Origin of the sequence: Microbacterium sp. LB12, assembly GCF_037150835.1 — a bacterium.
GTDB lineage: Bacteria > Actinomycetota > Actinomycetes > Actinomycetales > Microbacteriaceae > Microbacterium.
Genome location: NZ_JBBCPF010000001.1, coordinates 452130 through 476794 on the forward strand (window position 1 = coordinate 452130; position 24665 = coordinate 476794).

Here is a 24665-nt window from a genome sequence, read left to right on the forward strand (position 1 = left end):
ATGCTCTCGACCGGGCTCATCGCGATCGATGCCACGATCCTCGCGACCGCGGTGCCGAGCATCGTGCGCGACCTCGGCAGCTACGAGCAGTTCCCGTGGCTGTTCTCGGTGTATCTGCTCGCCCAGGCGGTGAGCGTGCCGATCTACTCTCGCTTCGCCGACACGGTCGGTCGCAAGCCGATCATCCTCCTCGGCATCGCCCTGTTCCTGCTCGGTTCGATCCTCTGCGGGTTCGCGTGGAACATGCCGTCGTTGATCGCGTTCCGGGTGATCCAGGGGCTCGGTGCGGGAGCGGTCGCGCCGATGGCGATGACCATCGTCGGCGACATCTACACGGTCGCCGAGCGGGCCAAGGTGCAGGGGTACATCGCCAGCGTCTGGGCGGTGTCGTCGGTCGTCGGGCCGGCGCTGGGTGGTCTGTTCGCGCAGCTGAACGCGTGGCGGTGGATCTTCTGGATCAACATCCCGCTCTGCCTCATCGCGGCCTGGGTGCTCCTGCGTCGCTACCGCGAGGAGAAGCAGACCACGCAGCACCGCATCGACTACCTCGGCGCGGTGCTGCTGACGGTGGGTCTCACGGGGCTCATCCTCGGGATGCTGGAGGGCGGGAACGCCTGGGAGTGGCTGTCGCTGCAGAGCCTGCTGTGCTTCGGGATCGGGGCGCTCGCACTGGTCGTGTTCGGCGTGGTGGAGCGGCGGGTCTCGGAGCCTATCGTCGATCTGCGCCTGATCACGCGTCCGCTGATCCTCAGCACCACCATCGTGTCGCTGGGGGTGGGCGCACTGCTGACCGGCGTGACGAGCTTCGCGCCGGCCTACCTGGAGGGGTCGCTCGGGATCGCGCCGCTGCTGTCGGGACTCGCGGTCGCAGCCATCACCCTCGGGTGGCCGATCGCCGCGGCCAACGTCGGACGCCTGTATCTGCGCATCGGCTTCCGCCGCACCACCCTGATCGGCGTGAGTGTGGCATCGACGGCGGCGATCCTGCTCGCGGTCGTCTCGCCCTGGCCGAACCCCTTCGTGCTCGCCGGGGTGGCTTTCCTGCTCGGTTTCGGTCTCGGCTGGACGGCGGCGCCGACCCTGATCGCGGCGCAGTCGTCGGTGGGCTGGGGTGAGCGCGGCGCGGTGACCGGCATGAACGCCTTCGCCCGGTCGGCCGGCAGCGCGGTGGGTGTGGCCGTGTTCGGTGCGATCTCCAACGCCGCCCTCGCACAGGGCTCCGGCCCCGACGATCCCGAGACGATCATCCGTGCCTCGGTCGGAGTGTTCATCGCCGTCGCAGCGACGGCACTGCTCACCCTGCTCGCGGCGTCGTTCATGCCGAAGGACGCCGTGCAGGAGCGCTCCGGCGACCTCGGCCGCTGATCGTCGCGTTCACAACTCCGGAGAAATGCGCTCGGGTGAGTGCCAGATCCTGGAAACACACGGGTGCGTTGTCGCCTGAGACGCAGATCTCCTGAGTTATGAACAACGGGTCGTGAAGACCGGGCTACTTCGCGAGCTTCTCGGCGATGCCGGTGTAGGTCGCGGGGGTCAGGGCGAGCAGACGCTGCTTGGCCGCATCGCCGATCTCCAGGCCCTCGACGAAGGCCGCCAGGTCGGCCGCGCCCACCCGGTGTCCGCGGGTCAGCTCCTTGAGCAGGGCGTACGGGTCGGTGATCGTGGACCGGCCGGCGACGACCTCGGCGCGGATCACGGTCTGGATGGCCTCGGCGAGCACCTCCCAGTTCACGTCGAGGTCGGCCAGCAGCACGTCGCGCGACAGCGAGATCGCGTTCAGGCCGCGGCGCAGGTTGTCGAGCGCGAGCAGCGAGTGCCCGAACGCCACGCCGATGTTGCGCTGCGTGGTGGAGTCGGTGAGGTCGCGCTGCAGACGGCTGGTCACGAGGGTCTGGCCGAGCGAGGCGAGCAGTGCGCCCGAGATCTCGAGATTGGCCTCGGCGTTCTCGAAACGGATCGGGTTGATCTTGTGCGGCATCGTCGACGAGCCGGTCGCTCCGGCGACGGGGATCTGGGCGAAGTAGCCGAGCGAGATGTAGGTCCAGATGTCGGTGGCGAGGTTGTGCAGGATTCCGCCGGCGTGACGCACGCGGTCGTACAGCTCGACCTGCCAGTCGTGCGACTCGATCTGGGTGGTGAGGATGTTGAAGCCGAGCCCCATGCCCTCGATGTACTCGCGGGCGATGGTCGGCCAGTCGGCGTCGGGGTCGGCTGCCAGGTGGGCGGACCAGGTGCCGGTCGCGCCGGAGAACTTCGCCAGGTAGTCGGATGCGGCGATCTGCGCACGCACACGCTCGAGCCGCCAGGCGAAGACGGCGAGCTCCTTGCCCATGGTCGAGGGCGTGGCCGGCTGTCCGTGGGTGCGGGAGAGCATCGCGGCGTCGGCGTGCTCGACGGCGAGTTCACGCAGTTTCGCGATCACGGTGTCGAGAGCGGGGAGCCAGACCTCTTCGACCGCGCGCTTGACGGTGAGGGCGTAGGAGGCGGAGTTGATGTCCTCGCTGGTGGCCGCGAAGTGCGTGAGCTCGGCGATCCCGTCGAGTCCCAGCGTGGCGAGGCGGTCGCGCACGAGGTACTCGATGGCCTTCACATCGTGCTGGGTGACGGCTTCCTTCTCGGCGAGCCAGTCGATCTCGTCCTGCCCGAAGTCGCGGTAGAGCGCGCGCAGGCGCTCCTTGGCGGCGTCCGACAGCGGGGAGGTCTCGAACAGCGAACGATCGGTGAGCGCGATCAGCCACTCGACCTCGACCTCGACGCGCGCCCGGTTCAGGCCCGCCTCGGAGAGGAAGTCGGCGAGTCCGGTGACGGCGCCGCGGTAACGGCCATCGAGGGGGCTCAGGGGCTGGGGCGGGAGCGAGGGCTGGAAAGTCAGGGGAGTCCTCCTGATGAGGCCCCGAAGGTTCGGGGCGGGCGGGGCAGGCGAAGAGCCGGTTCGAGCTGGCGGAACAGGCCCCGAGTCGCCGCCTCAATCATACCGAGCACGGAATCGAACATCTCGGGCCCCGCGTAGTACGGGTCGGGCACGTCGTGTGTCGAGGCGTTCGGGTCGAAGGCGAGCAGGAGCGTGACCTTGCCCTCCTCGTCCTCGTCGTGTGCCCACTCCCGGAGGATGCGCTCGTGCGTGCGGTCGAGTGCGACGACGAGATCGTTGTCCGCGAAGGTCGCGGCGGTGAACTGACGAGCGCGGTGCTGGGAGCCGTCGTACCCGCGTCGAGCGAGCGAGTCGATCGTGCGGTGGTCGGCACGTTCGCCGAGATGCCAGTCGCCGGTGCCCGCGCTGCGCGAGAGGATGCGCGGACCGAGTCCCTGCCGTTCCGCGAGGTCGCGGAACACGACTTCGGCCATGGGAGAGCGGCAGATGTTCCCCGTGCAGACGAAGATCACGCGAAAGGGATCCGGGGACGTCACAGATCCATTCTGCCCGGCCTCGTCCGTCCTGCACAGCGGGAGGGAGTACCCAGCTGTCCACTGGTCGTGTGATTCGCGTCGAGAGCGCCCGGGCGGCGCCCGGAGGCTGGGGGTATGTCCTCCTTGATGCACGGCAGCGCCGTGACCACCGAACTGCTCTGGGTCCGTTTCGCCGCGTGCGAGATCCAGACCGCGATATCGACGCTGGAAGATGCCGGAGCCGCCCTCGTCGGCCTCGTCAGCAGCGCGGACTGGCAATCCGACGGGTTGCGCGCGTTGCACAGCCAGCTCACCAGGCTGCGGGATGAGACCGGTGCCGAGGTCGGCCAGCTCACCGTGCGCGAGTGGGAGCTGGGCGGAGGAGGAGCGGAGTGAGCGGTCTCGTCGCTGCCGGTGCCGACTCGGCGGATGGGCTCGACATCAACCACGGTGGCGCGATCGCCGTCGATACCGAGCAGTTGCGTGATGTCGGCGCCCGGATGCGGGCGGTGGCGGCGCAGTACGAGGAGGCGCACGACTCGGTGCGTCGCGCACAGGCGCTCATCTCCGTCGATCCGAGTGCGGCCCCGCAGCTCGACGTCGGGGCGCTGCGGCGGAACGGGGAGCGACTGGGTGCGCTGCACGCCGAGCTCGAGGATGCGTGCGCGGGCACGCTGCTGATGGCCGACGCCTTCGAGGTGGTCGAACTGCGGGCGCGGGCGGAGGCGCTCTCCCGCGGTGACGAGGCGGAGGCGGCGGTCGTACGGGCTCGTCTCGATCAACTGCTCGCCGGCGACGATCGACTCCGTGGCATGGCTGACCAGCTCGAGTACACGTGGATGTTGCGCCGATTCCAGGGCCTGGGGGACCAGTACGACGCGGGCGGACTGCTCCCGCCGCTGTTCCTGACCGGCGCGATGGTCGGTGTCTTCTCGGGGCGCGGCAAGCTGCGCCCGGGGGTGCCGCTGGAAGGGCGAGCCGATCCGGTGACTGTGACGCGCGTGAAGGCTTCGACGCCGAAAGGGGCACCGAAGGGTCTCGCCCCGGTGCTCGGACGGCTCCCCGTCGGGAGTGCGCAGGTGGCGGTGGAGAAGTACACGATGCCGGGAGGTGCGACCCGATATCTCGCCTATGTCGGCGGCACGCGAGACGGGATGCCGGGTCGGACCGGTTCGTCGGAGCCGTGGGACATGAAGTCCAATCTCGAGCTGTACGGGGGTCAGCGGTCGGCGTCCTACCAGGCGACCCTCGATGCGCTCTCGGCGGCGGGGGCGAAGCCCGGCGAACGGGTCGACGTGGTCGGCTATTCGCAGGGCGGGATGATCGCTTCGCATCTCGCCATGGAGAGCCCGTTCGACGTGGCGACGACGATCACGGTGGGAAGCCCCACCGAGCCGACGCTCCGTGATGACCAGACGCTGATCGAGCTCTGGCACACGGACGATGTCGTCTCCAGTCTCGCTGCAGGCGGGTCGCCCGAGGGAACCGGGTCTGCCGACAGTTTCGCCGCGACGCGCGAGGGCGATCCGGATGACGGTCCGCAGGACCTGGTGGTCAAGGCGCACAACCTCGAGGTCTACACCGAGACGGCGAAGATGATCGATGGCTCGCACGATCCCCGCGCCGAGGCGTTGCGTGCCTATTGGGGTGAGCTCGGCGATGCGGTGGCGGTCGAACGCACCGAGTATCGCGCGGAACGGACGCCGTGATGATGACTCTGCTCTCAGGTGTACCAGAGGTGTATGGTCGGTGTATGGCGCGCACGAACATCGATATCGACGACGACCTCGTGCGAGAGGTCATGCGCAGGTACGACCTGTCCACGAAGAAGGAGGCCGTCGATCTCGCGCTTCGACGCCTGGTGGGGGTGCCGCTGACGAAGGAGTTCCTGCTCGGGTTGAAGGGCTCCGGCTGGAGCGGCGACCTCGATGCGATGCGCAACGATCCGCCCGCGTCCTTGGGCCACGCGTGATCCTGGTCGACTCGTCGGTGTGGATCGCCTACCTGCGTGGCGCTGACGGGGCCGGTACGGCGCGGTTGGAGGAGCTCATCGCCGCGGGCGGCGAGCTCGCGATCACTGAACCCGTGATCATGGAGCTGCTCGCGGGGTCCGTGGCGCCGCGGGAGCGGGGGCGCGTCGAAGCGCTCGTGGACGGTCTCCCGTTGATCCCGATCGACCCCGTCGGCGACTATCGTGATGCGGCCGATCTCTACCGGGCATCGGCGATCAACGGGCATCCGATCCGCAGCATGATCGATTGCGTGATCGCCGCGGTCGCGATCCGTCGTGGTGTGCCGCTGCTGCAGCAGGACCGGGACTTCACGTTCCTTGCGGAGGTCGCGCCGCTGCGCCTCGAACCGGTCGGGTGAGCGTCAGTCGCGGCGGGAGCTGCGATTCTGCGGGCGCAGGATGAAGCCGAAGAGCCCGTTGATCACCGAGATGATGAGCGCGGCAACCACGCCCCACCAGAAGTCGCCCACCGCGAGGCCCCAGCCGAAGCCGCTCGTGATCCACGCCGTCAGCCACAGCAGGAAGCCGTTGATCAGGAAGCCGATCAGCCCGAACGTGATGATGTAGAGCGGGAACGCGACGATCTTCACCACGGTGCCGATGATCGTGTTGACCAGCGCGAAGATCGCGGCCACCGCGAGCAGCGTCAGCACGAGCTGCAGCGTCTCGTTGGGCGGGAAGGCCGTGATCGTGACCTGCAGGACCGGGATCAGGGTGACGACCCACAGGGCGAAGGCGTTGACGACGACGCGGATGATGAAGCGCATAGTCCGTCAAGTGTGGCACGGACGCCTGCGGATGTCAGCGGGGCATACCTGTCAGTGACTGGTGTTGTCGACAGGAATCCGATTCACGCGGATGCGTCGTTCTGATTCGTCGAGGTCGATCGTGCCGGATGCGACACCGACGACGAGCTCGAAGGCGTCGTCTGTCGAGAAGTCGTGTTTCCAGCCGTTGATCCAAAGGAACGCGATGCATCCGGTCCATGCCGTCCGCTTGTTCCCGTCGAACAGCGCATGGTTGCGCGCGAGCGATTCGAGAAGTGCTGCTGCCTTGCGGTCGATCGACGGGTACGCGTCTTCTCCGAAGAGTGAAGCCGCTGGCCTTGCGAGCGCGGAAGCGAGCAGTCCGGCATCCCGGACGTGGAAACCCAGCCGCTCGACGATCTGGAGGCCGTCGGGCAAAGTGAGGTACTCAGTCATGCGTCTTCGAGGCGCTCGAGCAGGATCTTGTCGTTGTCGAGCACGAAGTCGACGGCCGAATCCACCAAGGCTGATCGAGTGGTGTCGTTCGCGAACCTCGTGGCTGCCTCGATGATCACTGCGTGCTTCGAGGTGTGCCGCGCGCGCGCGATCGCCTCGAGCTGTGCATCGAGTTCCTCTGGAAGCCGCACCGTCATCGCCATACCAGAATGGTATCACTAGGGTTGCGTACGGGCAGAAGGCATCGGCGCCCTCCTCGGGTGCTCGTGCCCTCGTAGACTCGACCTCGTGACCGAGCCGATCCTGCCCCGCATCCGCCCCGCCATCGCCGCACTCGCGCCGTATCGCCAGGGAAAGCAGGCCGGCCCGGACGCGTTCAAGCTCTCCAGCAACGAGAACCCGTTCGATCCGCTGCCGTCGGTGCTCGAGGCGCTGCAGCGCACGACGCCGATCAACCGGTACCCGGATGCCACGGCCGCACGGCTGCGCGAGCGACTGGGCGTCCGCTACGGCGTCGCCCCCGACCAGGTGCACGTGGCGTCGGGCAGCGTCTCGATCCTGCACCAGCTGATCCTGGCGACCGCATCCGTGGGCGACGAGGTCGTCTACGCGTGGCGTTCCTTCGAGGCATACCCGAGTCTGCCGCTCGTCGCGGGCGCGACCGGGGTGCAGGTGCCCCTGACCGCCGATTCCCGGCACGACCTCGACGCGATGGCCGATGCCGTGAACGACCGCACTCGCGCGATCATCCTGTGCACGCCGAACAACCCGACCGGGCCGATCATCACGAGCGCCGAGTTCGCTGCGTTCATCGACCGGGTTCCGAACGATGTCCTCGTCATCCTCGACGAGGCGTACGCCGAGTTCGTCACCGCTGACGGCGCGGTCGACGGCTTGGCCGAGCGGGTGTTCGAGCAGCACCCGAACGTCGTCGTGCTCCGCACCTTCTCGAAGGCCTACGGTCTCGCGGGTCTTCGCGTGGGCTACGCGATCGGTCACGAGAAGGTGCTGGATGCCGCGCGCACCACGGGCATCCCGCTCTCGGTCACGTCCGCCGCGGAGAACGCCGCGATCGCGAGCCTCGATGCGGAGGAGGAGCTCCTCGAACGCGTCGCCGTGATCGTCGAGCGCCGGACCCGTCTCATCGATGGACTGCGTGCGCAGGGCTGGGACGTCCCGGACTCGCAGGCGAACTTCGTGTGGCTGCCCACCGGCGCCCGTACCGACGAGGTGGCCGCCGCGTTCGTCGCCGGCGACCTCGTGGTGCGGCCGTTCTCCGGCGACGGCATCCGCATCTCGGTCGGCGAAGAGGACTCGATCGCTCGCGTGCTCGAGGTCGCGGCCGCCGTCCGCTGAGGCCCACGATCCGCGGCTTCCCGCGGTTTTCTCCGGTTTCCGGGCAGTTACGAGGGTGTCCTAGGTATGCGTGACCCGGCATGCGGCCGCCGGTAGCGTGAGAGCGTGACCACCCCCGAGACACCCCTTGTGCGCGTTCTGGACGAGGCCGGACGGTTCGTTCCGTCGGAGGCTGCCGAGCGCTATCTTCCGCTGATCGAGGCGATCAGCGACGCCGAGTTCGAGCAGTTCTACCGCGACATGGTCGTGATCCGAGCGATCGACACCCAGGCCACGAATCTGCAGCGGCAGGGGCAGCTGGCCCTGTGGCCGCCGAGCCGCGGGCAGGAGGCGGCGCAGGTCGGCTCGGGCCGGGCCGCCCGCGCGCAGGACACGATCTTCCCCTCGTACCGCGAGCACGCGGTCACCCGCATCCGCGGCGTCGACCCGGTCGACATCATCAAGCTGATGCGCGGCGTCTCGCACGGCGGCTGGGATCCGACCGATCCGAAGAACGGCAACACCCGGCTGTACACGCTGGTGCTCGGATCGCAGGTGCTGCACGCCGCGGGCTATGGCATGGGTCTCGCCTTCGACGGACGCACCGGCACCGGCGACCCCGACCGCGATGAGGCCGTCATCGTCTACTACGGCGACGGCGCATCCAGCCAGGGCGACGTGCACGAGGCGATGGTCTTCGCCGCGAGCTACCAGGCGCCGACCGTGTTCTTCCTCCAGAACAACCACTGGGCGATCTCGGTGCCGGTCACCACGCAGTCGCGCGTGCCGCTCGTGCAGCGCAGCGCCGGCTACGGCATCCCGAGCGTCCGGGTCGACGGCAATGACGTGCTCGCCAGCTACGCGGTCTCCCGGGTCGCGCTGGACGAAGCGCGCGGCGGCAACGGGCCGCAGGCGATCGAAGCCGTCACCTACCGACTCGGCGCTCACACCACCAGCGACGACCCCACGAAGTACCGGGGCAGCGACGAGGAGCAGTACTGGGCCGACCGCGACCCGATCGCGCGGATGCGCGCGTTCCTCGAGAACCGCGGAGCGTCGGCGCAGCTGTTCGCCGACGTGGAGGCCGAGGCGGCGGATGCGGCCGAGGATCTGCGGGCGCGCACGGTCGAGCTCGGGCCGCCCAGTCCCGACAAGATGTTCGACCACGTGTACAGCGAGCCGCATCCGCTGATCGACCAGCAGAAGGCCTGGCGCGCGCAGTACGAGGCGTCGTTCGAAGGAGGAGCCCAGTGACTCTCGAGACGATGCCGCTCAGCAAGGCGCTGAACGCGGGGATGCGCAAGGCGATGGAGAACGACCCGAAGGTGCTCCTCATGGGTGAGGACATCGGCAAGCTCGGTGGCGTCTTCCGCGTGACGGAGCACCTGCAGCGCGACTTCGGCGACCGCCGGGTGCTGGACACCCCGCTCGCCGAGTCGGGGATCGTCGGCACCGCGATCGGCATGGCGATGGCCGGGTTCCGGCCCGTCATCGAGATCCAGTTCGACGGATTCGTGTTCCCGGCGTTCGATCAGATCACCACGCAGCTCGCGAAGCTCACCAACCGGCATGAGGGTGCGATCAGCATGCCGATCGTGATCCGGATCCCCTACGGCGGGCACATCGGCGCGGTCGAGCACCACCAGGAGAGCCCGGAGGCGTACTTCGCGCACACCCCCGGCCTGCGTGTGGTCTCGCCGTCGACGCCCAACGACGCGTACTGGATGATCCAGGAGGCGATCGCGTCGAACGACCCCGTGATCTTCATGGAGCCGAAGAGCCGCTACTGGCAGAAGGGCGAAGTCGAGCTCGACGCCTCCGCCGTGCCGCTGCACTCCTCGCGCGTCGTCCGCACCGGCAGCGATGTGACGCTCGTCGGCCACGGCGCGATGGTCACCACCCTGCTGCAGGCGGCAGCGCTCGCCGAGGCCGAGGGCACGAGCTGCGAGGTCGTGGACGTGCGGTCGATCTCCCCGGTCGACTACGAGCCCATCCTCGACTCGGTGCGCAAGACCGGTCGCATGGTCTACGCGCAGGAGGCGCAGGGCTTCGGCAGCATCGGGGGCGAGATCGCGGCGACCGTCATGGAGCGCGCGTTCTATGCGCTCGAGGCCCCGGTGCTGCGCGTCTCCGGCTACGACACCCCATTCCCGCCGGCGAAGCTCGAAGGCACATACCTCCCGGATGCCGACCGCATCCTCGAGGCCGTCGACCGTTCCCTGGCCTACTGATACCGCGCGGCCCGCGAGAGGATCAACCATGAGCACGCAGAACTTCAACCTCCCGGACGTCGGGGAAGGCCTGACCGAGGCCGAGATCGTGGCGTGGAAGGTCGCGCCCGGCGACACGGTCGCGATCAACGATGTCGTCTGCGAGATCGAGACGGCGAAGTCGCTGGTCGAGCTGCCGTCGCCGCACGCCGGTGTGGTGGGCGAGCTGCTGGTCGAGGAGGGCGCCACGGTCGAGGTCGGCACGCCGATCATCTCGTTCGTGACCGAGGCGGCCGCGGCTGCTCCGGCGCCCGCAGCCCCCAAGACCGAGGAGGGCGGCGGTTCGGTGCTGGTCGGCTACGGCACGGGCGGGGGCGCGACCTCGCGACGCAAGCGTCCGGCCGAGCGCCCGGTGCGGTCGTCGGTGGGCGTCATCGCGAAGCCGCCGATCCGCAAGCTCGCCCGCGACCTGGGTGTCGACCTCACGACGGTCGCCGCGACCGGTGCCGACGGCGAGGTCACTCGGGACGACGTCATGAAGCACGCATCGCAGGCGAGTGTGTTCCGCAACATCGAGACCCCGGAGTGGGGTGCCGTGCGCGAGGAGACCGTGCCGGCTCCGCAGACTGCGCCGGCGGGACTCGCCCGCGGCGTGACCGCGACCCGTCCATCGGCGGCGGGCGAGGACCGTACCGAGTCGATCCCGGTCAAGGGCGTGCGCAAGGCGACTTCGTCGGCGATGGTGCAGAGCGCGTATTCGGCCCCGCACGTGACGGTGTGGAAGGAGATCGACGCCACTCGCACGATGGAGCTCGTGAAGCGGCTCAAGGCCTCGCCGGACTACGCCGACATCAAGGTCTCACCGCTGCTGATCATGGCGCGTGCCGTGATCTGGGCCGTGCGTCGCACGCCGATGGTGAACGCGGCATGGATCGACACGGATGCCGGCGCCGAGATCGCCGTGCGCCACTACGTGAACCTCGGCATCGCCGCGGCCACCCCGCGTGGCCTGCTCGTGCCGAACATCAAGGACGCGCAGGACCTCAGCATGAAGGACCTCGCCCGCGCCCTGAACCGGCTCACCCTCACCGCGCGCGAGGGCAAGACCCCGCCGGCCGATCAGCAGGGCGGCACCATCACGATCACCAACATCGGCGTGTTCGGGATGGACGCCGGCACCCCGATCATCAACCCCGGCGAGGCCGGCATCGTGGCGATGGGCACCATCAGTCAGAAGCCGTGGGTGGTCGACGGCGAGGTGCGTCCGCGCTGGGTGACCACGGTCGCCGGATCCTTCGACCACCGGGTGATCGACGGCGATGGTATGAGCCGCTTCATCGCTGACGTCGCCTCCGTGCTCGAGGAGCCGGCACTGCTGGTCGACTGAACCGCGTCACGCGCTCGCGCGGAGGCGTTCCTCGGCGAGCCGCGGCACGGCGTGCTCCCTGGCGGCACGTCGCGCGGTCGCGACCGCCCCGCGGGACACGACCTCGGCACCCAGGGTCGAGGCGAGGATCTCCGGCGCCGGGAGATGCAGCTCCTGGGGGAGGATGCGTCGTGCCGCGGTCAGCACGGGCTCGATGCTCTCCGCGACCGCTCCGCACACGATGACGCGTGCCGGGTCGTACATGCTGCCGAGCACGCCGACGATGCGGGCGACGGTGGCTCCGACGCGGGAGGTGACGAGCACAGCGTCCGGGTCGCCCGATGCGGCGAGAGTCAGTACGAGCCGTGGGTCGATGCGGTCGGTATCGGCAAGGCGACCGACCGCGCTGTCGTGCGAGATCTCTCCCGAGTCGACCGCCGCGCGCACCTGATCCTGCACCGAGTAGCGGAGCCCGAACGCCGACCCGACGCCGACGATGTGGTCGAACACGACGCCCTCGCCGACGCCGCCGTGCGCACCGTGCAGCACGTGGCCGTCGACCACGACGCCTCCGCCGAATCTCTCGCTCGCGAGCAGGGCGACGTAGTCGCGGCATCCGATCGCTGCGCCCTCGGCCCCCTCGGCGATGGCGGCGAGTTGTGCGTCGTTCTTGATCTGGACGAGGGGAGCCCAGTCTCGCAGCGCCTCGGCGAGTCCGGGGTTGGTGCGCTCCCAGAAGCCCTCCGGGTGCGGAGGTGAGATGCCGTCGCGATCGACGGGCGCCGCGACGCCGACGCACAGCGCCAGCACCTGGTCACGTGTCACCCCGGCTTCGGCGAGCGCATCACCGAGGCGATCGAGGATCGTCGTACGCCTCTCTTCGGCGGACTGTGACGGCTCGAACTCGACGCGATGGTGCACGAGGGTCTGATCGAGCGGGTCGGCCACGGTGACGGCGAGGTGGGTGTCGCCCGCGTCCACCCCGATCACGACGCCGAGGTCGGGAGCGAGCACGAAGCGACGGGAGGGGCGACCCGAGCGGTAGGTGCCGGCGGCGCGGGCGTTCGGAAGCTCGCGCAGCACGGCGGCCCCGACCAGCGTGTCGATCGCGTCGATGGCGGTGGAGCGGGTCAGGGAGGTGCCCGCCATGGCCTCGGTCGCGGTGAATTCACCCGCCGTCCAGGCGAAGTCGAGCACGGCGCCGACGCTCGCGCGTCCGGTGCCCAGGTCTGCGGAGACTTCTGTCATGGCACTTGACCTCCCTGTCTTCCAATGAGAGAGTACCCTTCGGCAGAGTAAATTCGCTCACTAGATTTAGTATCCGGATTTACAAGACGGAAGGACGACGATGTCTGAGAGACGAACGCGCGCGGCTCGGGCGGTGGCTGCGGTCCTGGGAGTGACCCTGGTCGGCACGGCACTCGCGGGCTGTGCCGCCGGCACGTGGGCGGAGACCATCCGCTTCACCTTCAGCAAGCGCGAGGCGATCGAGTTCATGACCGCCCTCGTCGCCGAGTACAACTCCTCACAGAGCGACGTGAGGGTCGAGATCGACACCTCGGGAGTCGACGTCGTCTCGGCGAGTTTCGTGCGCGGCAATCCGCCCGACATCATGCTCGCCAACTACAACTACGAGATCGCCCGGTTCGTGCAGCGCTGCGCGCTCACCGACCTTTCCGAGACCGACGCGGCGGCGAACATCCGCGACGACCTTCAGCCGCTCATGGATCAGTACGGATCGTGCGAGGGGCGCACGAGCGCACTCCCGTACTCGGTGATGGCCGCATCCGTCATCTACAACAAGGAGATCTTCCAGGCGCAGGGGCTGCAGATCCCGCAGACCTGGGACGAGCTGCTCGCCGTGTGCGACCAACTCAAGGCTGCCGGTATCGACCCGTTCTACGGCACGTTCAAGGACGACTGGACCGTCGGGCAGGGCTGGTACGACTACACCGCGGGCGGCTCCGTCGACGTGATCGACTTCTTCGACGCGCTCGCGGACGAGGGAGCGGATGTGGGCCCCGACTCCGAGGTCTCCTTCTCGAAGGACTTCGCCGAGCCGATGGACCGGATGCTGCAGCTCGCGAACGACTACACGAACGCCGACGCTCCGAGTCGTGGCTACGGCGACGGCAACCTCGCGTTCGGCAAGGGCGAGGCCGCGATGTACCTGCAGGGTCCGTGGGCGTTCAGCGAGATCGCGAAGACCGCACCCGACCTACAGCTCGGCACCTTCCCGCTGCCCATGACCGATGACCCCGCCGACCTCGGCGTGCGCGTCAACATGGACCTCGCGGCGATGATCCCCGAAGGGTCGCGCCATCAGGAGGCCGCCCGCGACTTCCTCGAGTTCCTCTACCAACCGCAGAACATCGAGAAGTACAACGCCTCGCAGCTCGGGTTCACACCGACGAAGGGCGCCCCCGCCCCCGACGACCCCCGCATCGAGGGGATGGTCGAGTACTACGACAACGGGCAGATCTACCAGGGCCCATCGGTGCTCGTGCCCAAGACGCTGCCGATCATGAACTACGCGCAGGCGATGGTGCTCGGGGCCTCTCCGACTTCCATCCTCCGCACCATGGACGCGGACTGGGCCCGCATCGCCTTCCGCGCGCCGATCCCCTCCACGAAGGACACCGCTTCCGGTGACCCATCCGCTTCCGGCGAGACAGAGGAGTCCGCGCCATGAGCACCACCACTCCCACCACGGCTGGCGACAGCACGACCCTCATCGTCACCGGCGCCGATCGAAAGCTCCGCCGGCACACGCGCCGCGTCGAGCCGATCTACTACCTGTTCCTGCTGCCGACGCTGGTCATCTTCACGCTGGCGATCACGGTGCCGGGTGTCATCGGCATCTTCTTCAGCTTCACCGACTCGATCGGGATCGGGGAGTGGAGCTTCAACGGGCTGACGAACTACATCGCGCTGTTCAGCGATCCGTCGATCCTGCAGAGCTACCTGTTCACGTTCGGCTTCTCGATCGCCACGGTCATCGTGGTGAACGTGGTGGCCTTCCTGCTGGCGGTGGGGCTCACCTCGCGCATCCGCTTCAAGACCGGACTGCGCACGATCTTCGTGATCCCGATGGTGATCTCGGGCATCATCATCGCCTACGTCTTCAACTTCCTGTTCTCCAACTCCCTCCCGGCCGCGGGAGCGGCGGCCGGCATCCCGTGGCTCGAGACGAGCCTGCTCGCCAACCCCGACCTCGCCTGGGTCGCGATCGTCATCGTCACCGCTTGGCAGGCCGTTCCCGGCACCCTGCTGATCTACATCGCCGGCCTCCTGTCGGTCCCCGGTGAGGTCTACGAGGCGGCGAGCATCGACGGCGCCAGCAAGGCACAGCAGCTCACCCGCATCACGCTTCCGCTGGTCGCGGGATACGTGGTGATCAACGTGATCCTCGGGTTCAAGGGCTTCCTCAACGCCTACGACATCATCGTGGGTCTCACGAACGGCGGCCCCGGCACCTCGACCCGCAGCGTCGCGATGACGATCATCGCGGGCTTCAACGGCGGCGACTACGCCTACCAGATGGCCAACGCGACCATCTTCTTCATCGTCGCCGTGCTCATCTCCCTCCTCCAGCTGTCGCTGACGCGCGGAAGGAACGCACTCTGATGTCGACGCAGACGCTCACCACCATCCCCACCTCGGGCAAGAAGCCGCGCGTGCGCATGGAGCGCGTGAACTGGTCGGGCACGATCATCCTGATCCTGTGCGCCGTCACCGTCCTGTTGCCCCTGTACGTGACCATCTCGATGGCCCTCAAGACCACGGGGCAAGCGGTGGACGGCAACGCCTTCTCGTTGCCGGCTCCGTTCAGCTTCGACGGCTTCGTCGAGGCCTGGACCCTGACGAAGTTCCCCGTCGGCGCGGGTATCTCGCTGCTCGTCACCGCGGGCACCGTGATCGCGACGATCGTGCTGGCGGCCTTCGCCTCGTACGCCATCGTGCGCAACTGGGACCGACGGCTGTTCCGCTACTCGTTCTTCTACCTGCTCGCGGCGATGTTCATCCCGTTTCCCGTCGTTGCGCTTCCGCAGATCCAGCTCACCGGACGCGTCGGACTCGACAACCCCTTCGGAGTGATCATCCTCGCGACCATGTTCCAGTTGAGCTTCAGCGTGCTGCTGTTCACCGCCTTCCTGCGCTCGATTCCGATCGAGCTGGAGGAGAGCGCCCGCATCGACGGGGCGACGACCTGGCAGACATTCTGGAAGCTGATCTTCCCGCTGCTCGCCCCGATGAGCGCGACCGTCGGCATCTTCGCGTTCCTGTACGCCTGGAACGACTTCATGATGCCGTCGCTCATCATCGCCGATCCGGCGCTGCAGACGCTGCCCGTGCGACAGAACCTGTTCCAGAACCAGTTCAGCAACAACTACAACGTCGCGTTCGCCTCGTACCTGATGGCGATGGCGCCCGCGATCGTGGCCTACCTGTTCACCCAGCGATGGGTCATGGAGGGCGTCACCCAGGGCGCCGTCAAGGGCTGACCACCGCACCGAAGCACTCGAACCACCGGAATGAAAGAAGGAGTCCTCCCCTCATGACCGACGCGCTTCTCGTCGAGACCCGCTCCGCCGAAGACGCCGCCTGGTGGCGTCAGGCGGCCGTCTACCAGATCTACCCCCGCAGCTTCGCCGACGCGAACGGCGACGGCATCGGCGACATCCCCGGCATCGTGTCGCGGGCCGACTACCTCCAGGACCTCGGCATCGACGCGGTCTGGCTCAGTCCGTTCTATCCGTCCGCGCTCGCCGACGGCGGCTACGACGTCGCCGACTACCGTGACGTCGACCCGCGGCTCGGCACCCTCGCCGACTTCGACGACATGGTCGAAGCGCTGCACTCGCGCGGTATCCGGGTGATCGTCGACATCGTCCCGAACCACTCCTCCGACCAGCACAAGTGGTTCCAGGAGGCGCTCGCCGCCGGTCGCGGCTCGGCTGCACGGGACCGCTACATCTTCCGAGAGGGCACCGGGCCCGACGGGACCGAGCCGCCGACCGACTGGGAATCCGTGTTCGGCGGCAGCGCCTGGGAGCGTGTGGCCGACGGGCAGTGGTATCTGCACAACTTCGCGGTGGAGCAGCCCGACCTGAACTGGGACCACCCCGAGGTGCGCGCCGACTTCCTGAAGACCCTGCGCTTCTGGTCGGATCGCGGCGTGGACGGGTTCCGCATCGACGTCGCCCACATGCTCACGAAGGACCTCAGCGAGCCGCTTCCCTCGCGCGCCGAGCTCGACGCGATGGACCGCACCTCGGGCACGCACCCGATGGTCGACCGTGACGACGTGCACGAGATCTACGCCGAGTGGCGTGCGGTGTTCGACGAGTACGATCCGCCGCGGACCGCCGTGGCGGAGGCGTGGGTCGACACCCCGGAGCGCCGTGCGAAGTACGCCTCGGCGGAGGGACTCGGGCAGGCGTTCAACTTCGACCTGCTCGTGGCCGACTTCGACGCCAGGCAGTTCCGGAGCATCATCGCCGACAACCTGCAGCAGGCGGAGGCGACCGGCTCGTCGACCACCTGGGTGCTGTCGAACCACGACGTCACGAGGCACGCGACGCGCTACGGGCTTCCTGCGCTGAACGGCCGTCCGGTCAAGCAGGGCACCGAGTGGGTCAAGGCCGGCGGTCCGGCGGACGGCCTCGATCGTGAAGGCGGACTCCGCAGGGCGCACGCGGCGACCCTGTTGCTGCTCGGCCTTCCGGGCAGCACATACCTCTACCAGGGCGAAGAGCTCGGACTCCACGAGGTCGCGCAGATCGCGCCGGAGCGGCGGCAGGACCCGGGCTTCTTCCGTGGTGCCGAGTTCGACGGCCTCGGCCGTGACGGATGCCGCGTGCCGCTGCCGTGGGCCGCGACGGGCTCCTCCTACGGTTTCGGCGCGGAGGGCGCACACCTTCCGCAGCCGGACTGGTTCGCCGAGTACGCGGTCGGCGTGGAGGAGGCCGACCCGTCGTCGACGCTGTCGCTGTACCGGGAGGCCCTGCGCCTGCGGCACCTGCTGCAGACCGGTGAGAGCCTCGACTGGATCGAGACCGGACACGCCGATGTGCTGCGCTTCGCCCGACCGAACGGATGGCAGGTGGTGTCGAACTTCGGTGCCGAGCCGTTCGATCTGGGGGCGGACGCGGCGCATGTCGTGCTCGCGAGCGCTCCGTTCGACGGACGTGCGGTGCCGGCCGAGGCCACGGTCTGGATCGCAGCGGCTGATCTCCTCGAGTAGGGGCCTGCATCGGATGATGCGCCAGAGTTGATAATGGTTCTCATTAGCGTTTAGAGTGGGAGCATGAAGAAGCCGTTCGTCGCCCTCGCCCTCGCATCCGTCGCCGCCCTCGCGCTCGCCGGATGCTCCACACCCGCGGCGGGAGAGGGCGGCGACGACGGCACGATCCAGGTCGTCGCGAGCACCAACGTCTACGGCGACATCGCCGCGACGATCGGCGGCGACCGCGTCACCGTCGAGTCGATCATCACCTCGGCGTCGCAGGACCCGCACTCCTACGAGGCGACCGCGCGCGACCGGCTGACCGTGCAGAAGGCCGATCTCGTGATCGAGAACGGCGGAGGATACGACGCGTTCGTCGACACGCTGCTGCAGGACGCCAAGGATCCCCGAGTGGTCACGGCGGTCGAGTTCTCGCACGACTTCCCCGGCAACGAGGGACACGACGAGACCGAGCACGACCACGGCGACGAATCCGCGACCGAGGCCCCCGACGCCGACCACGACCATGCGGAAGGCGAAGACGGCCACGAGGGGCACAACCACATCGAGGGCTTCAACGAGCACGTGTGGTTCGACCCGCACACCATGATCCACGTCGTCGAGGCGATCTCCGATCAGCTGTCCGAGCTCGATCCCGCCGGTGCCAAGGAGTTCTCGGCCAACGCCGACACGCTCGTGGCCGACCTGGAGGGCTTCGAATCCGACCTCGAGGCCATCAAGGCGGATGCCGCCGGCACCGGTGTCTTCATCACCGAACCGCTGCCGGGCTACCTTGCCGCGGCCGCCGGTCTGACCGACGTCACCCCGGAAGGATTCGCCGAGTCGGTCGAGGAAGGCAGCGACGTCGCCCCCGCCGTGCTGCTCGAAGCGCTCAAGGTGATCGACAGCGGCCAGGTCGCCGCCCTGCTCACCAATGCGCAGACCGGGGGGACCGAGACCCAGCGTGTGGAGAAGGCCGCGAAGGACGCGGGGATCCCCGTCGTCGCCTTCACGGAGCTGCTGGAGGACGGATCGTCGTACTCTGAGTGGATGCGTGATGCGATTCAGAGCCTCGCCGCCGCCGTCCAGCCGTGAGCGGTGCGGCTCCGCGCGTGAGCCCGGTCCTCGAGATCTCCGACGCGGCACTGCACCGCGGCGATCGTGAACTCTGGTCCGGCCTCGACCTCACGGTTGAGCCGGGCGAGTTTATCGCGGTACTCGGGCCCTCCGGCTCTGGCAAGACCACGCTCCTGCGCAGCATCCTGGGTCTGCAGCCGCTGTCGTCCGGCAGCATCCGCGTCGCGGGTGAGCCCGTGCACCGCGGCAACGCGCGCATCGGCTACATCCCGCAGCAGCGCTCGCTCGCTCCCGACACCAGCATGCGGGCGCGCGACCTGGTCGCTCTCGGGGTGCACGGCAGCCGCTTCGGCTTCCCCATCCCGCACCGCGGCGACCGCGCCAAGGTCGACCGGCTGCTCGAGGCCGTCGGCGCCTCGCACTTCGCGGAACGCCGGGTCGGACTGCTCTCCGGCGGCGAGCAGCAGCGACTCCGGGTCGGACAGGCCCTCGCCGACGAGCCCGCACTGCTGCTGTGCGACGAGCCGCTGTCGAACCTCGACCTCGCAAACCAGGTCGGCGTGACCGACATCATCGACCGGCAGCGCCGCGAGCGCGGGGCGGCCGTGCTGTTCGTGACGCACGACATCAACCCGATCCTCGGCCGCGTCGACCGCATCCTCTACATCGCGGGCGGGCGCTTCCTGCTCGGGACCCCGGAGGAGGTGCTGCAGACGCGCGTGCTCAGCGACCTCTACGGCACCCCGGTGTTCGTGCTGCGCGCCGGCGACCGCCTGGTGGTCGTGGGTGTGCCGGACGCCGAGCCGCACCACCTGCACGACGACGCCCACGAGCACGGAGGTGCCGCGTGACCGCCGTCGCCGGCATGGTGCCGATGGTCGACTGGAGCGACATCTTCTCCTTCCAGGACTACGGCGAACTCGTCGCCCTGCTCGCGAACTCGATCATCGCCGGCGCCGTCCTCGGCATCGTCGGAGGGCTCATCGGCGTCTTCGTGATGCAGCGCGACCTCGCGTTCGCCGTGCACGGCGTGAGCGAGCTCTCGTTCGCCGGAGCCGCGGCGGCCTTGCTGTTCGGCGGGAGTGTCGTGGCCGGATCCCTCGGCGGTGCCCTCGTGGCGGCGATCCTGATCGGGATCCTCGGGGCGAAGGCGCGCGATCGCAACTCCATCGTGGGTGTGCTGATGCCGTTCGGCCTCGGCCTCGGCATCCTGTTCCTCTCCCTCTACGACGGCCGCAGCGCCAACCGGTTCAGTCTGCTCACCGGCCAGATCGTCTCGGTGTCGAGCCCCGACCTCGGGTGGCTCATCGGCATCAGCATCGTCGTGCTGCTCGGACTGCTGGTGATGTGGAACCCGCTGCGATTCGACTCGCTCGACCCGGAATCCGCCGCCGCGCGCGGCGTGCCCACCCGTGCGGTGAGCCTCCTGTTCATGGTGCTGCTCGGACTCATCGTCGCGGTGAGCGTGCACATCATCGGGGCGCTCCTCGTGATGGCGCTGCTGGTCACGCCGGCCGCGGCCGCGATGCGCGTCACCGCCGGTCCCATCGCCGTGCCGCTGCTCGCTGCGCTGTTCGGCTTCCTCTCGGCGGTCGGCGGCATCCTCCTCGCCCTCGCCGGCACGCTGCCGGTCAGCCCGTACATCACCACGTTGTCGTTCACGATCTACGTCGTGTGCTGGATCGTGCAGAAGACCAGGGCGCGGGTGCGGCGGGTCGCGGCCTGAACCGCTCCCAGCCCTCGCCAACCCCCGCGGCCTAGACTCGACGTATGGCTCAGCGGAACACCTGGCAGCGCGAGCGCGTGCGCGAAGCGCTCGCCGACGCGCGCGGATTCGTGAGCGCACAGACCCTCCACGCGTCGCTGCGCGACGACAACACCGGCATCGGACTCGCGACCGTGTACCGCGCGCTCGCGGGCCTCGCCGCGGCGGGCGACGCCGACTCGCTGCAGAGCCCCGAGGGCGAGGCGCTGTACCGCGCGTGCACCACGCAGGGCCACCACCACCACCTCATCTGCCGCTCGTGCGGGCTGACGGTCGAGATCGAGGCCAAGGACGTCGAGCAGTGGGCGCACCGCACCGCGGCGCTGCACGGCTTCACGGATGCCGCGCACGTGGTCGACATCTTCGGGCTGTGCACCCCCTGCGCCAACAAGCGCGAGGCCGAGAGGGCAGCGACCGCGTGAGCTCTTCCGCAGCGACGGCGACTCGTCACGGCCACACCCATCGCCCGGCACCCTCGCCGCGTTCGGCATGGATCGGTGTGGGCCTCGGCGTCGCCATCATCGCGGCGCTGTTCCTGATCGACGCCTTCCTGCCGAAGCTCTTCCCGGCCTCGCTGCCCGATCGGGCGCAGGACGGCCTCACCCTCGCCCTCAGCGTGCTCATCGAGGCGCTGCCGTTCGTGATCCTCGGCGTGCTGCTGTCGATCGTGGTCCAGGTGTGGCTTCCGCCCGACGTCATCCACCGTTGGCTCCCGAAGCGCGCGTGGGCACGGCGTGCGGTGCTGTCGCTGCTCGGCATGCTGATCCCCGTGTGCGAATGCGGCAACGTGCCCTTCGCCCGCGGTCTCATGATGCGCGGCCTCGCGCCGGCCGAAGCGATGACCTTCCTCATCGCGGCGCCGATCGTGAACCCGATCGTCATCCTCACCACGCACGCCGCGTTCGGCTGGGACGGCGGCATCCTCGTCGCCCGCCTCGTCGGCGGCTACCTGATCGCGAACCTGATCGGCTGGATCTACAGCCGCCACCCCGACCCCGACGGCATGCTCACGCAGCGCTTCGTCGACACGTGCGACCGCGTCACCCACGAGCCCGGCACCCCCGTGCGTCGCAGCCTCACGCAGTTCCTCGTCGAACTGCGTGCGGTGATGCCGGCGCTCGTGATCGGCTCCGCGCTCGCCGGGGCGGTGCAGGTGCTCATCCCTCGTGAGATGCTGCTCGCGATCGGCTCGAACCCGGTGCTGTCGATCGTCGCGATGATGGTGCTCGCCATGACGGTCGCGATCTGCTCGAACGTCGATGCCTTCTTCGCGCTGTCGTTCGCCTCCACGTTCTCGTCCGGTGCGATCGTGGCGTTCCTGCTCGTCGGGCCTCTCGTCGACATCAAGATGCTCGCGCTCATGCGCACCACCTTCACGACCCGCACGCTGGTCGGGATCGTGGGCATCGTGCTGGCCTCGGCCTTCACCATCGGGATCGGGGTGAACGTCCTTGTCTGATCAGGCCACCACCCGCCGACGCGCGCTCGCCACCCGCTGGTTGGGCGTCGGGCTCGCGACCGTGATGGCCGTCGTCACCCTCGGCCTGGGTGTCACCGGGCGCCTCACGCTCTACATCAGTCCCGAGTCGGTGTGGTTCGCGTGCGCGGGCGCGGTCGTGACGCTTGCCGGAGCCATCTGGTCGTGCACCCTCCCCCTGGGGGAGGAGCTGGACCACGGGCATGATCACGGCCATGGCGAGGATGCGGTCGACGACGCGGACCACGGTACGACTCGCCCCTCTCCGCGTCGCACGCTCGCGGGCGTCGGTGCGGTGGCGGGCGGTGTGATCGCCACCGGATTCGTGGTGTCGGCGCTGGTGCTGCCTCCTGCTTCGCTGTCGGTCGAGCTCGCGATGTCGCGCGCGGGGGAGCAGACCGCGCTCTTCCAGGGCGCGGACACCGTCGCCCTGGGCGTGGCCGACACGTCGACCTTCGGCGTCGGCGACTGGGCGAGCGTGTTCGCGACCTCGACGAACACGGCGGCCTATGACGGAGCCGCGGTGAAGCTCATCGGCTTCGTGACACCGGAATCCGAGAGCGATGGTGGTGTGAACCTGACGCGCCTGGTCATCACCCACTGCGTCATCGACGCGCAGACCGCCGCGCTGCCGGTCTCGGTCGACCCCAAGAAGTACGAGACCGGCCAGTGGGTCGAGGTCACGGGAACCGTGCGCGCCGACGCCGACGGCAAGCTCCACATCGAACCGACCGACGTCGTTGCGATCGACGAGCCGGGGGATCCCTATGAGTACTGACGACGAGCGCCCCGAGGTGCCCGCCGTTCCGCGGACCCGGGCCGAGATGCGCGCTGCGCGCGAGGCGGCCGAAGCAGCGGAGGCGGAGCGGATCGAGCGCGCCATCACGCCGCCGCCCGAACCGATCGAACCCCCCGACGCCGCGGCCGACCAGGTCGCCGCGGACGCGGCGGCCGCTCGGGAGGCTGCGGCACGCAACGCGGCCGCTCGTGAGGCCGCCGTCCGCGAGGCCGGTGAACGCGAGGTGGCCGAGCAGGAGGCCGCTGCCCGCAAGATGGCGGCGTTCGAAGCCGCGGCCCAGGAAGATGTCGAAGCGACGGCACTGCCGTCCGTCCCCGTCGCGCCGGAGCCGGTGTTCGTCGGTGCAGCGTCGGTGGTCGTCGAAGGGGACGCGGCGGAGGAGGCCTCCACGCCCACGGCGTCGCGTGCTCCCGTGGAGAGCGAGCCCGCCCGTCCGACGAGCTCCCGGCGCTTCGTGGTCACCCTCGTCGCGGTGCTCGGCGTGCTCGTGCTGGTCGGCGCGGGGCTCGGCATCGCCAGTCTCTTGCAGGGGCCGCGGCTGAGCAACGTGAAGGTGGATGCCGCCCACGCGATCGAATCCTCGGGAAGTCGCGTCATCCTCACGGCGAATCAGGCGCTCGCCGACATCGATCCGGCGCAGGTCACGGTCGAGCCCGCCGTGCCCTTCACCGTCGATGCGGCCGGCCGCGGTGTCGGTGTGCGCTTCACCGTGCCGCTCGACGACACCACGAAGTACACGATCCGCGTGAACGACGTCGTCGGCGTCGGCGGCGGGCCGACCACCACGCTGACGACGAGCTTCACGACGCCGGCATCCCACATCTTCCTGCTCCGGCGCGACGTCGACGGCGAGGACAAGATCTTCCGCACCGACCTCACCGGACAGAAGGCTGTACCGGTGTTCGCGGCCGACAAGATCAACGACTTCCGCGCGACGTCGACGCAGCTCGTGGTCTCGGTGGAGGACGACGATGGCTCGAAGCTGCTCGTGATGGACCGCGACGGCAGCAAGCAGCGCGAGCTGGCCCTGCCCGGCGACGGCTACGTCGGCGCGATCCAGGTCTCCGACCGCGGCGGACTCGTCGGCTACAACTATTCCGACAAGGAGCTGAGCGACACCGAGGGGCGTGCGAGCGTGCTCGTCACGCAATCGCTGAGCGGCGATGCGAAGCCGCAGATCATCGAGGTCGCGGGTCAGGAGGCCAGTGTGTTCGCCTGGCAGTTCGTGCCCGACAGCGCCGCGGTGCTGTTCATCGACTTCGACGGTGCGCTGTCGCTCGTCGATCGCGCCAGCGACGCCGGCGTGCAGTCGCTCGGATTGGCGGCGAACATCCAGGGCATCTCGCGCGGCACCTACACCGCCATCGTCGAGCGTCTCGACAGCAGCGTCGTCGAGTTGAACCTCACCGACGGCACGGAGACGCCGCTCGCGGCATCCGATCCCGACTACGGCGCCGCCACCACGATCACCCCGTTCCCCGGGGGCACGCTCCGCCACGTGGTCGCCCGCGACGATTCCGGGATTCCGGTCGGTCAGGCCGTCATCCGCGTCGACGACGACGGCAAGGCGACACCGCTGGTCGAGGTCGGCTCGACGGACTCGATCCTGCAGGCCTGCGCATCGCCGAGCGGGCAGTACGCGGCGGTCGCGATCGCGCCCGACCTGGCGAACAACCCCTACGACGGGATGCTCCTGCCGTTGCCGGCGAACGTCGAGACGCACCTGATCGACATGGCCTCCGGGAAGGAGATCGTCGCGCTCACGGGCTTCGACGCATCCTGGTGCCAGACGGCCCCGCGGTTCTGA

Annotated in this window: 26 protein-coding genes; 20 read left to right on the plus strand and 6 right to left on the minus strand. The window is 68.9% G+C overall.

Annotated features, from left to right (window positions below; translation table 11 throughout):
- Positions 1 to 1365: an MFS transporter gene (locus WFM69_RS02195; protein WP_442928360.1), complete on the plus strand. Its 1365-nt coding sequence runs from the start codon at positions 1 to 3 to the stop codon at positions 1363 to 1365.
- Positions 1366 to 1489: 124 nt separating this feature from the next.
- On the opposite strand, the gene purB is transcribed toward WFM69_RS02195, so the two are convergent.
- Entirely contained in the window at positions 1490 to 2872 is a 1383-nt protein-coding gene (gene purB, locus WFM69_RS02200) for an adenylosuccinate lyase (protein WP_337002081.1), read from the minus strand.
- On the minus strand, positions 2869 to 3345 hold the full coding sequence (locus tag WFM69_RS02205) for a low molecular weight protein-tyrosine-phosphatase (protein WP_442928357.1): 477 nt from the start codon (positions 3343 to 3345) through the stop codon (positions 2869 to 2871). Before WFM69_RS02205 ends, purB begins: the two co-directional genes overlap by 4 nt.
- A 177-nt stretch (positions 3346 to 3522) precedes the next feature.
- Between WFM69_RS02205 and WFM69_RS02210 the strand changes: the two genes are divergently transcribed.
- From WFM69_RS02210 to vapC, 4 genes are read left to right on the plus strand one after another with little or no spacing between them, the layout of a single operon-like run.
- Positions 3523 to 3783, plus strand: coding sequence for a hypothetical protein (locus tag WFM69_RS02210; protein WP_337001208.1), 261 nt, complete (start codon positions 3523 to 3525; stop codon positions 3781 to 3783).
- Entirely contained in the window at positions 3780 to 5096 is a 1317-nt protein-coding gene (locus tag WFM69_RS02215; RefSeq protein WP_337001210.1) for a hypothetical protein, read from the plus strand. The genes WFM69_RS02210 and WFM69_RS02215 overlap by 4 nt, the downstream gene beginning before the upstream one ends.
- 44 nt (positions 5097 to 5140) lie before the next feature.
- Positions 5141 to 5359, plus strand: a complete 219-nt coding sequence (locus WFM69_RS02220) for a type II toxin-antitoxin system VapB family antitoxin (protein WP_337001212.1) — start codon at positions 5141 to 5143, stop codon at positions 5357 to 5359.
- Positions 5356 to 5757, plus strand: a complete 402-nt coding sequence (vapC, locus tag WFM69_RS02225; RefSeq protein ID WP_337001213.1) for a type II toxin-antitoxin system VapC family toxin — start codon at positions 5356 to 5358, stop codon at positions 5755 to 5757. Before WFM69_RS02220 ends, vapC begins: the two co-directional genes overlap by 4 nt.
- 3 nt (positions 5758 to 5760) lie before the next feature.
- Here the strand turns inward: vapC and WFM69_RS02230 are convergent, their stop codons facing one another.
- The 3 genes from WFM69_RS02230 to WFM69_RS02240 are packed head-to-tail and all read right to left on the minus strand — an operon-like array spanning position 5761 to position 6803.
- Positions 5761 to 6165 (minus strand): phage holin family protein, encoded by a 405-nt coding sequence (locus WFM69_RS02230; protein ID WP_337001215.1) that lies wholly within the window; start codon positions 6163 to 6165, stop codon positions 5761 to 5763.
- 51 nt (positions 6166 to 6216) lie between these two features.
- On the minus strand, positions 6217 to 6600 hold the full coding sequence (locus tag WFM69_RS02235) for a type II toxin-antitoxin system death-on-curing family toxin (protein ID WP_337001217.1): 384 nt from the start codon (positions 6598 to 6600) through the stop codon (positions 6217 to 6219).
- Positions 6597 to 6803 (minus strand): ribbon-helix-helix protein, CopG family, encoded by a 207-nt coding sequence (locus tag WFM69_RS02240; protein ID WP_337001219.1) that lies wholly within the window; start codon positions 6801 to 6803, stop codon positions 6597 to 6599. The genes WFM69_RS02235 and WFM69_RS02240 overlap by 4 nt, the downstream gene beginning before the upstream one ends.
- A gap of 85 nt (positions 6804 to 6888) precedes the next feature.
- Between WFM69_RS02240 and WFM69_RS02245 the strand changes: the two genes are divergently transcribed.
- The 4 genes from WFM69_RS02245 to WFM69_RS02260 all read left to right on the plus strand — a co-directional run bounded on the left by WFM69_RS02245 (position 6889) and on the right by WFM69_RS02260 (position 11532).
- Positions 6889 to 7956 (plus strand): histidinol-phosphate transaminase, encoded by a 1068-nt coding sequence (locus tag WFM69_RS02245; RefSeq protein ID WP_337001221.1) that lies wholly within the window; start codon positions 6889 to 6891, stop codon positions 7954 to 7956.
- A gap of 105 nt (positions 7957 to 8061) precedes the next feature.
- The gene (locus WFM69_RS02250; protein ID WP_337001223.1) at positions 8062 to 9189 is read left to right on the plus strand and encodes a thiamine pyrophosphate-dependent dehydrogenase E1 component subunit alpha; all 1128 of its coding nucleotides are present in this window, start codon (positions 8062 to 8064) and stop codon (positions 9187 to 9189) included.
- An 11-nt stretch (positions 9190 to 9200) separates the two neighbouring features.
- The gene (locus WFM69_RS02255) at positions 9201 to 10166 is read left to right on the plus strand and encodes an alpha-ketoacid dehydrogenase subunit beta (RefSeq protein WP_337002086.1); all 966 of its coding nucleotides are present in this window, start codon (positions 9201 to 9203) and stop codon (positions 10164 to 10166) included.
- A 28-nt stretch (positions 10167 to 10194) separates the two neighbouring features.
- Positions 10195 to 11532 carry a dihydrolipoamide acetyltransferase family protein gene (locus WFM69_RS02260; RefSeq protein WP_337001225.1) on the plus strand — a complete coding sequence of 446 codons (1338 nt, stop codon included), beginning with the start codon at positions 10195 to 10197 and terminating at the stop codon, positions 11530 to 11532.
- Positions 11533 to 11538: 6 nt separating this feature from the next.
- On the opposite strand, the gene WFM69_RS02265 is transcribed toward WFM69_RS02260, so the two are convergent.
- Positions 11539 to 12759, minus strand: coding sequence for an ROK family protein (locus WFM69_RS02265; protein ID WP_337001227.1), 1221 nt, complete (start codon positions 12757 to 12759; stop codon positions 11539 to 11541).
- 100 nt (positions 12760 to 12859) lie between these two features.
- Here WFM69_RS02265 and WFM69_RS02270 point away from each other — a divergent pair, with 100 nt between their 5' ends.
- The 11 genes from WFM69_RS02270 (at position 12860) to WFM69_RS02320 (ending at position 24665) form a co-directional block, all read left to right on the plus strand.
- Entirely contained in the window at positions 12860 to 14203 is a 1344-nt protein-coding gene (locus WFM69_RS02270; RefSeq protein ID WP_337001229.1) for an ABC transporter substrate-binding protein, read from the plus strand.
- The gene (locus WFM69_RS02275; protein ID WP_337001231.1) at positions 14200 to 15138 is read left to right on the plus strand and encodes a carbohydrate ABC transporter permease; all 939 of its coding nucleotides are present in this window, start codon (positions 14200 to 14202) and stop codon (positions 15136 to 15138) included. Before WFM69_RS02270 ends, WFM69_RS02275 begins: the two co-directional genes overlap by 4 nt.
- Complete coding sequence (locus WFM69_RS02280; protein ID WP_337001233.1) at positions 15138 to 16016, plus strand: carbohydrate ABC transporter permease; 879 nt, start codon at positions 15138 to 15140, stop codon at positions 16014 to 16016. The genes WFM69_RS02275 and WFM69_RS02280 overlap by 1 nt, the downstream gene beginning before the upstream one ends.
- Before the next feature lie 53 nt (positions 16017 to 16069).
- Complete coding sequence (locus WFM69_RS02285; protein WP_337001235.1) at positions 16070 to 17758, plus strand: glycoside hydrolase family 13 protein; 1689 nt, start codon at positions 16070 to 16072, stop codon at positions 17756 to 17758.
- A gap of 63 nt (positions 17759 to 17821) precedes the next feature.
- On the plus strand, positions 17822 to 18835 hold the full coding sequence (locus tag WFM69_RS02290) for a metal ABC transporter solute-binding protein, Zn/Mn family (protein ID WP_337001237.1): 1014 nt from the start codon (positions 17822 to 17824) through the stop codon (positions 18833 to 18835).
- Positions 18832 to 19668: a metal ABC transporter ATP-binding protein gene (locus WFM69_RS02295; protein WP_337001239.1), complete on the plus strand. Its 837-nt coding sequence runs from the start codon at positions 18832 to 18834 to the stop codon at positions 19666 to 19668. Before WFM69_RS02290 ends, WFM69_RS02295 begins: the two co-directional genes overlap by 4 nt.
- A 14-nt stretch (positions 19669 to 19682) precedes the next feature.
- Complete coding sequence (locus WFM69_RS02300; protein ID WP_442928361.1) at positions 19683 to 20543, plus strand: metal ABC transporter permease; 861 nt, start codon at positions 19683 to 19685, stop codon at positions 20541 to 20543.
- Positions 20544 to 20587: 44 nt separating this feature from the next.
- Positions 20588 to 21004, plus strand: a complete 417-nt coding sequence (locus tag WFM69_RS02305) for a Fur family transcriptional regulator (RefSeq protein WP_337001241.1) — start codon at positions 20588 to 20590, stop codon at positions 21002 to 21004.
- Positions 21001 to 22041, plus strand: coding sequence for a permease (locus tag WFM69_RS02310; RefSeq protein WP_337001243.1), 1041 nt, complete (start codon positions 21001 to 21003; stop codon positions 22039 to 22041). Before WFM69_RS02305 ends, WFM69_RS02310 begins: the two co-directional genes overlap by 4 nt.
- Entirely contained in the window at positions 22034 to 22837 is an 804-nt protein-coding gene (locus tag WFM69_RS02315; RefSeq protein WP_337001244.1) for a TIGR03943 family putative permease subunit, read from the plus strand. Before WFM69_RS02310 ends, WFM69_RS02315 begins: the two co-directional genes overlap by 8 nt.
- On the plus strand, positions 22827 to 24665 hold the full coding sequence (locus WFM69_RS02320) for a hypothetical protein (protein ID WP_337001246.1): 1839 nt from the start codon (positions 22827 to 22829) through the stop codon (positions 24663 to 24665). Before WFM69_RS02315 ends, WFM69_RS02320 begins: the two co-directional genes overlap by 11 nt.

Excerpts from the sequence above, each read along its gene's own strand:
- WFM69_RS02195 (WP_442928360.1), top strand. The coding sequence starts at position 1 with ATGCTCTCGACCGGGCTCATCGCGATCGATGCCACGATCCTCGCGACC.
- WFM69_RS02205 (WP_442928357.1), bottom strand. The coding sequence starts at position 3,345 with ATGGCCGAAGTCGTGTTCCGCGACCTCGCGGAACGGCAGGGACTCGGT.
- WFM69_RS02210 (WP_337001208.1), top strand. The coding sequence starts at position 3,523 with ATGTCCTCCTTGATGCACGGCAGCGCCGTGACCACCGAACTGCTCTGG.
- WFM69_RS02220 (WP_337001212.1), top strand. The coding sequence starts at position 5,141 with ATGGCGCGCACGAACATCGATATCGACGACGACCTCGTGCGAGAGGTC.
- WFM69_RS02230 (WP_337001215.1), bottom strand. The coding sequence starts at position 6,165 with ATGCGCTTCATCATCCGCGTCGTCGTCAACGCCTTCGCCCTGTGGGTC.
- WFM69_RS02235 (WP_337001217.1), bottom strand. The coding sequence starts at position 6,600 with ATGACTGAGTACCTCACTTTGCCCGACGGCCTCCAGATCGTCGAGCGG.
- WFM69_RS02240 (WP_337001219.1), bottom strand. The coding sequence starts at position 6,803 with ATGGCGATGACGGTGCGGCTTCCAGAGGAACTCGATGCACAGCTCGAG.
- WFM69_RS02255 (WP_337002086.1), top strand. The coding sequence starts at position 9,201 with ATGCCGCTCAGCAAGGCGCTGAACGCGGGGATGCGCAAGGCGATGGAG.
- WFM69_RS02260 (WP_337001225.1), top strand. The coding sequence starts at position 10,195 with ATGAGCACGCAGAACTTCAACCTCCCGGACGTCGGGGAAGGCCTGACC.
- WFM69_RS02265 (WP_337001227.1), bottom strand. The coding sequence starts at position 12,759 with ATGACAGAAGTCTCCGCAGACCTGGGCACCGGACGCGCGAGCGTCGGC.
- WFM69_RS02270 (WP_337001229.1), top strand. The coding sequence starts at position 12,860 with ATGTCTGAGAGACGAACGCGCGCGGCTCGGGCGGTGGCTGCGGTCCTG.
- WFM69_RS02275 (WP_337001231.1), top strand. The coding sequence starts at position 14,200 with ATGAGCACCACCACTCCCACCACGGCTGGCGACAGCACGACCCTCATC.
- WFM69_RS02280 (WP_337001233.1), top strand. The coding sequence starts at position 15,138 with ATGTCGACGCAGACGCTCACCACCATCCCCACCTCGGGCAAGAAGCCG.
- WFM69_RS02285 (WP_337001235.1), top strand. The coding sequence starts at position 16,070 with ATGACCGACGCGCTTCTCGTCGAGACCCGCTCCGCCGAAGACGCCGCC.
- WFM69_RS02290 (WP_337001237.1), top strand. The coding sequence starts at position 17,822 with ATGAAGAAGCCGTTCGTCGCCCTCGCCCTCGCATCCGTCGCCGCCCTC.
- WFM69_RS02300 (WP_442928361.1), top strand. The coding sequence starts at position 19,683 with ATGGTGCCGATGGTCGACTGGAGCGACATCTTCTCCTTCCAGGACTAC.
- WFM69_RS02305 (WP_337001241.1), top strand. The coding sequence starts at position 20,588 with ATGGCTCAGCGGAACACCTGGCAGCGCGAGCGCGTGCGCGAAGCGCTC.
- WFM69_RS02320 (WP_337001246.1), top strand. The coding sequence starts at position 22,827 with ATGAGTACTGACGACGAGCGCCCCGAGGTGCCCGCCGTTCCGCGGACC.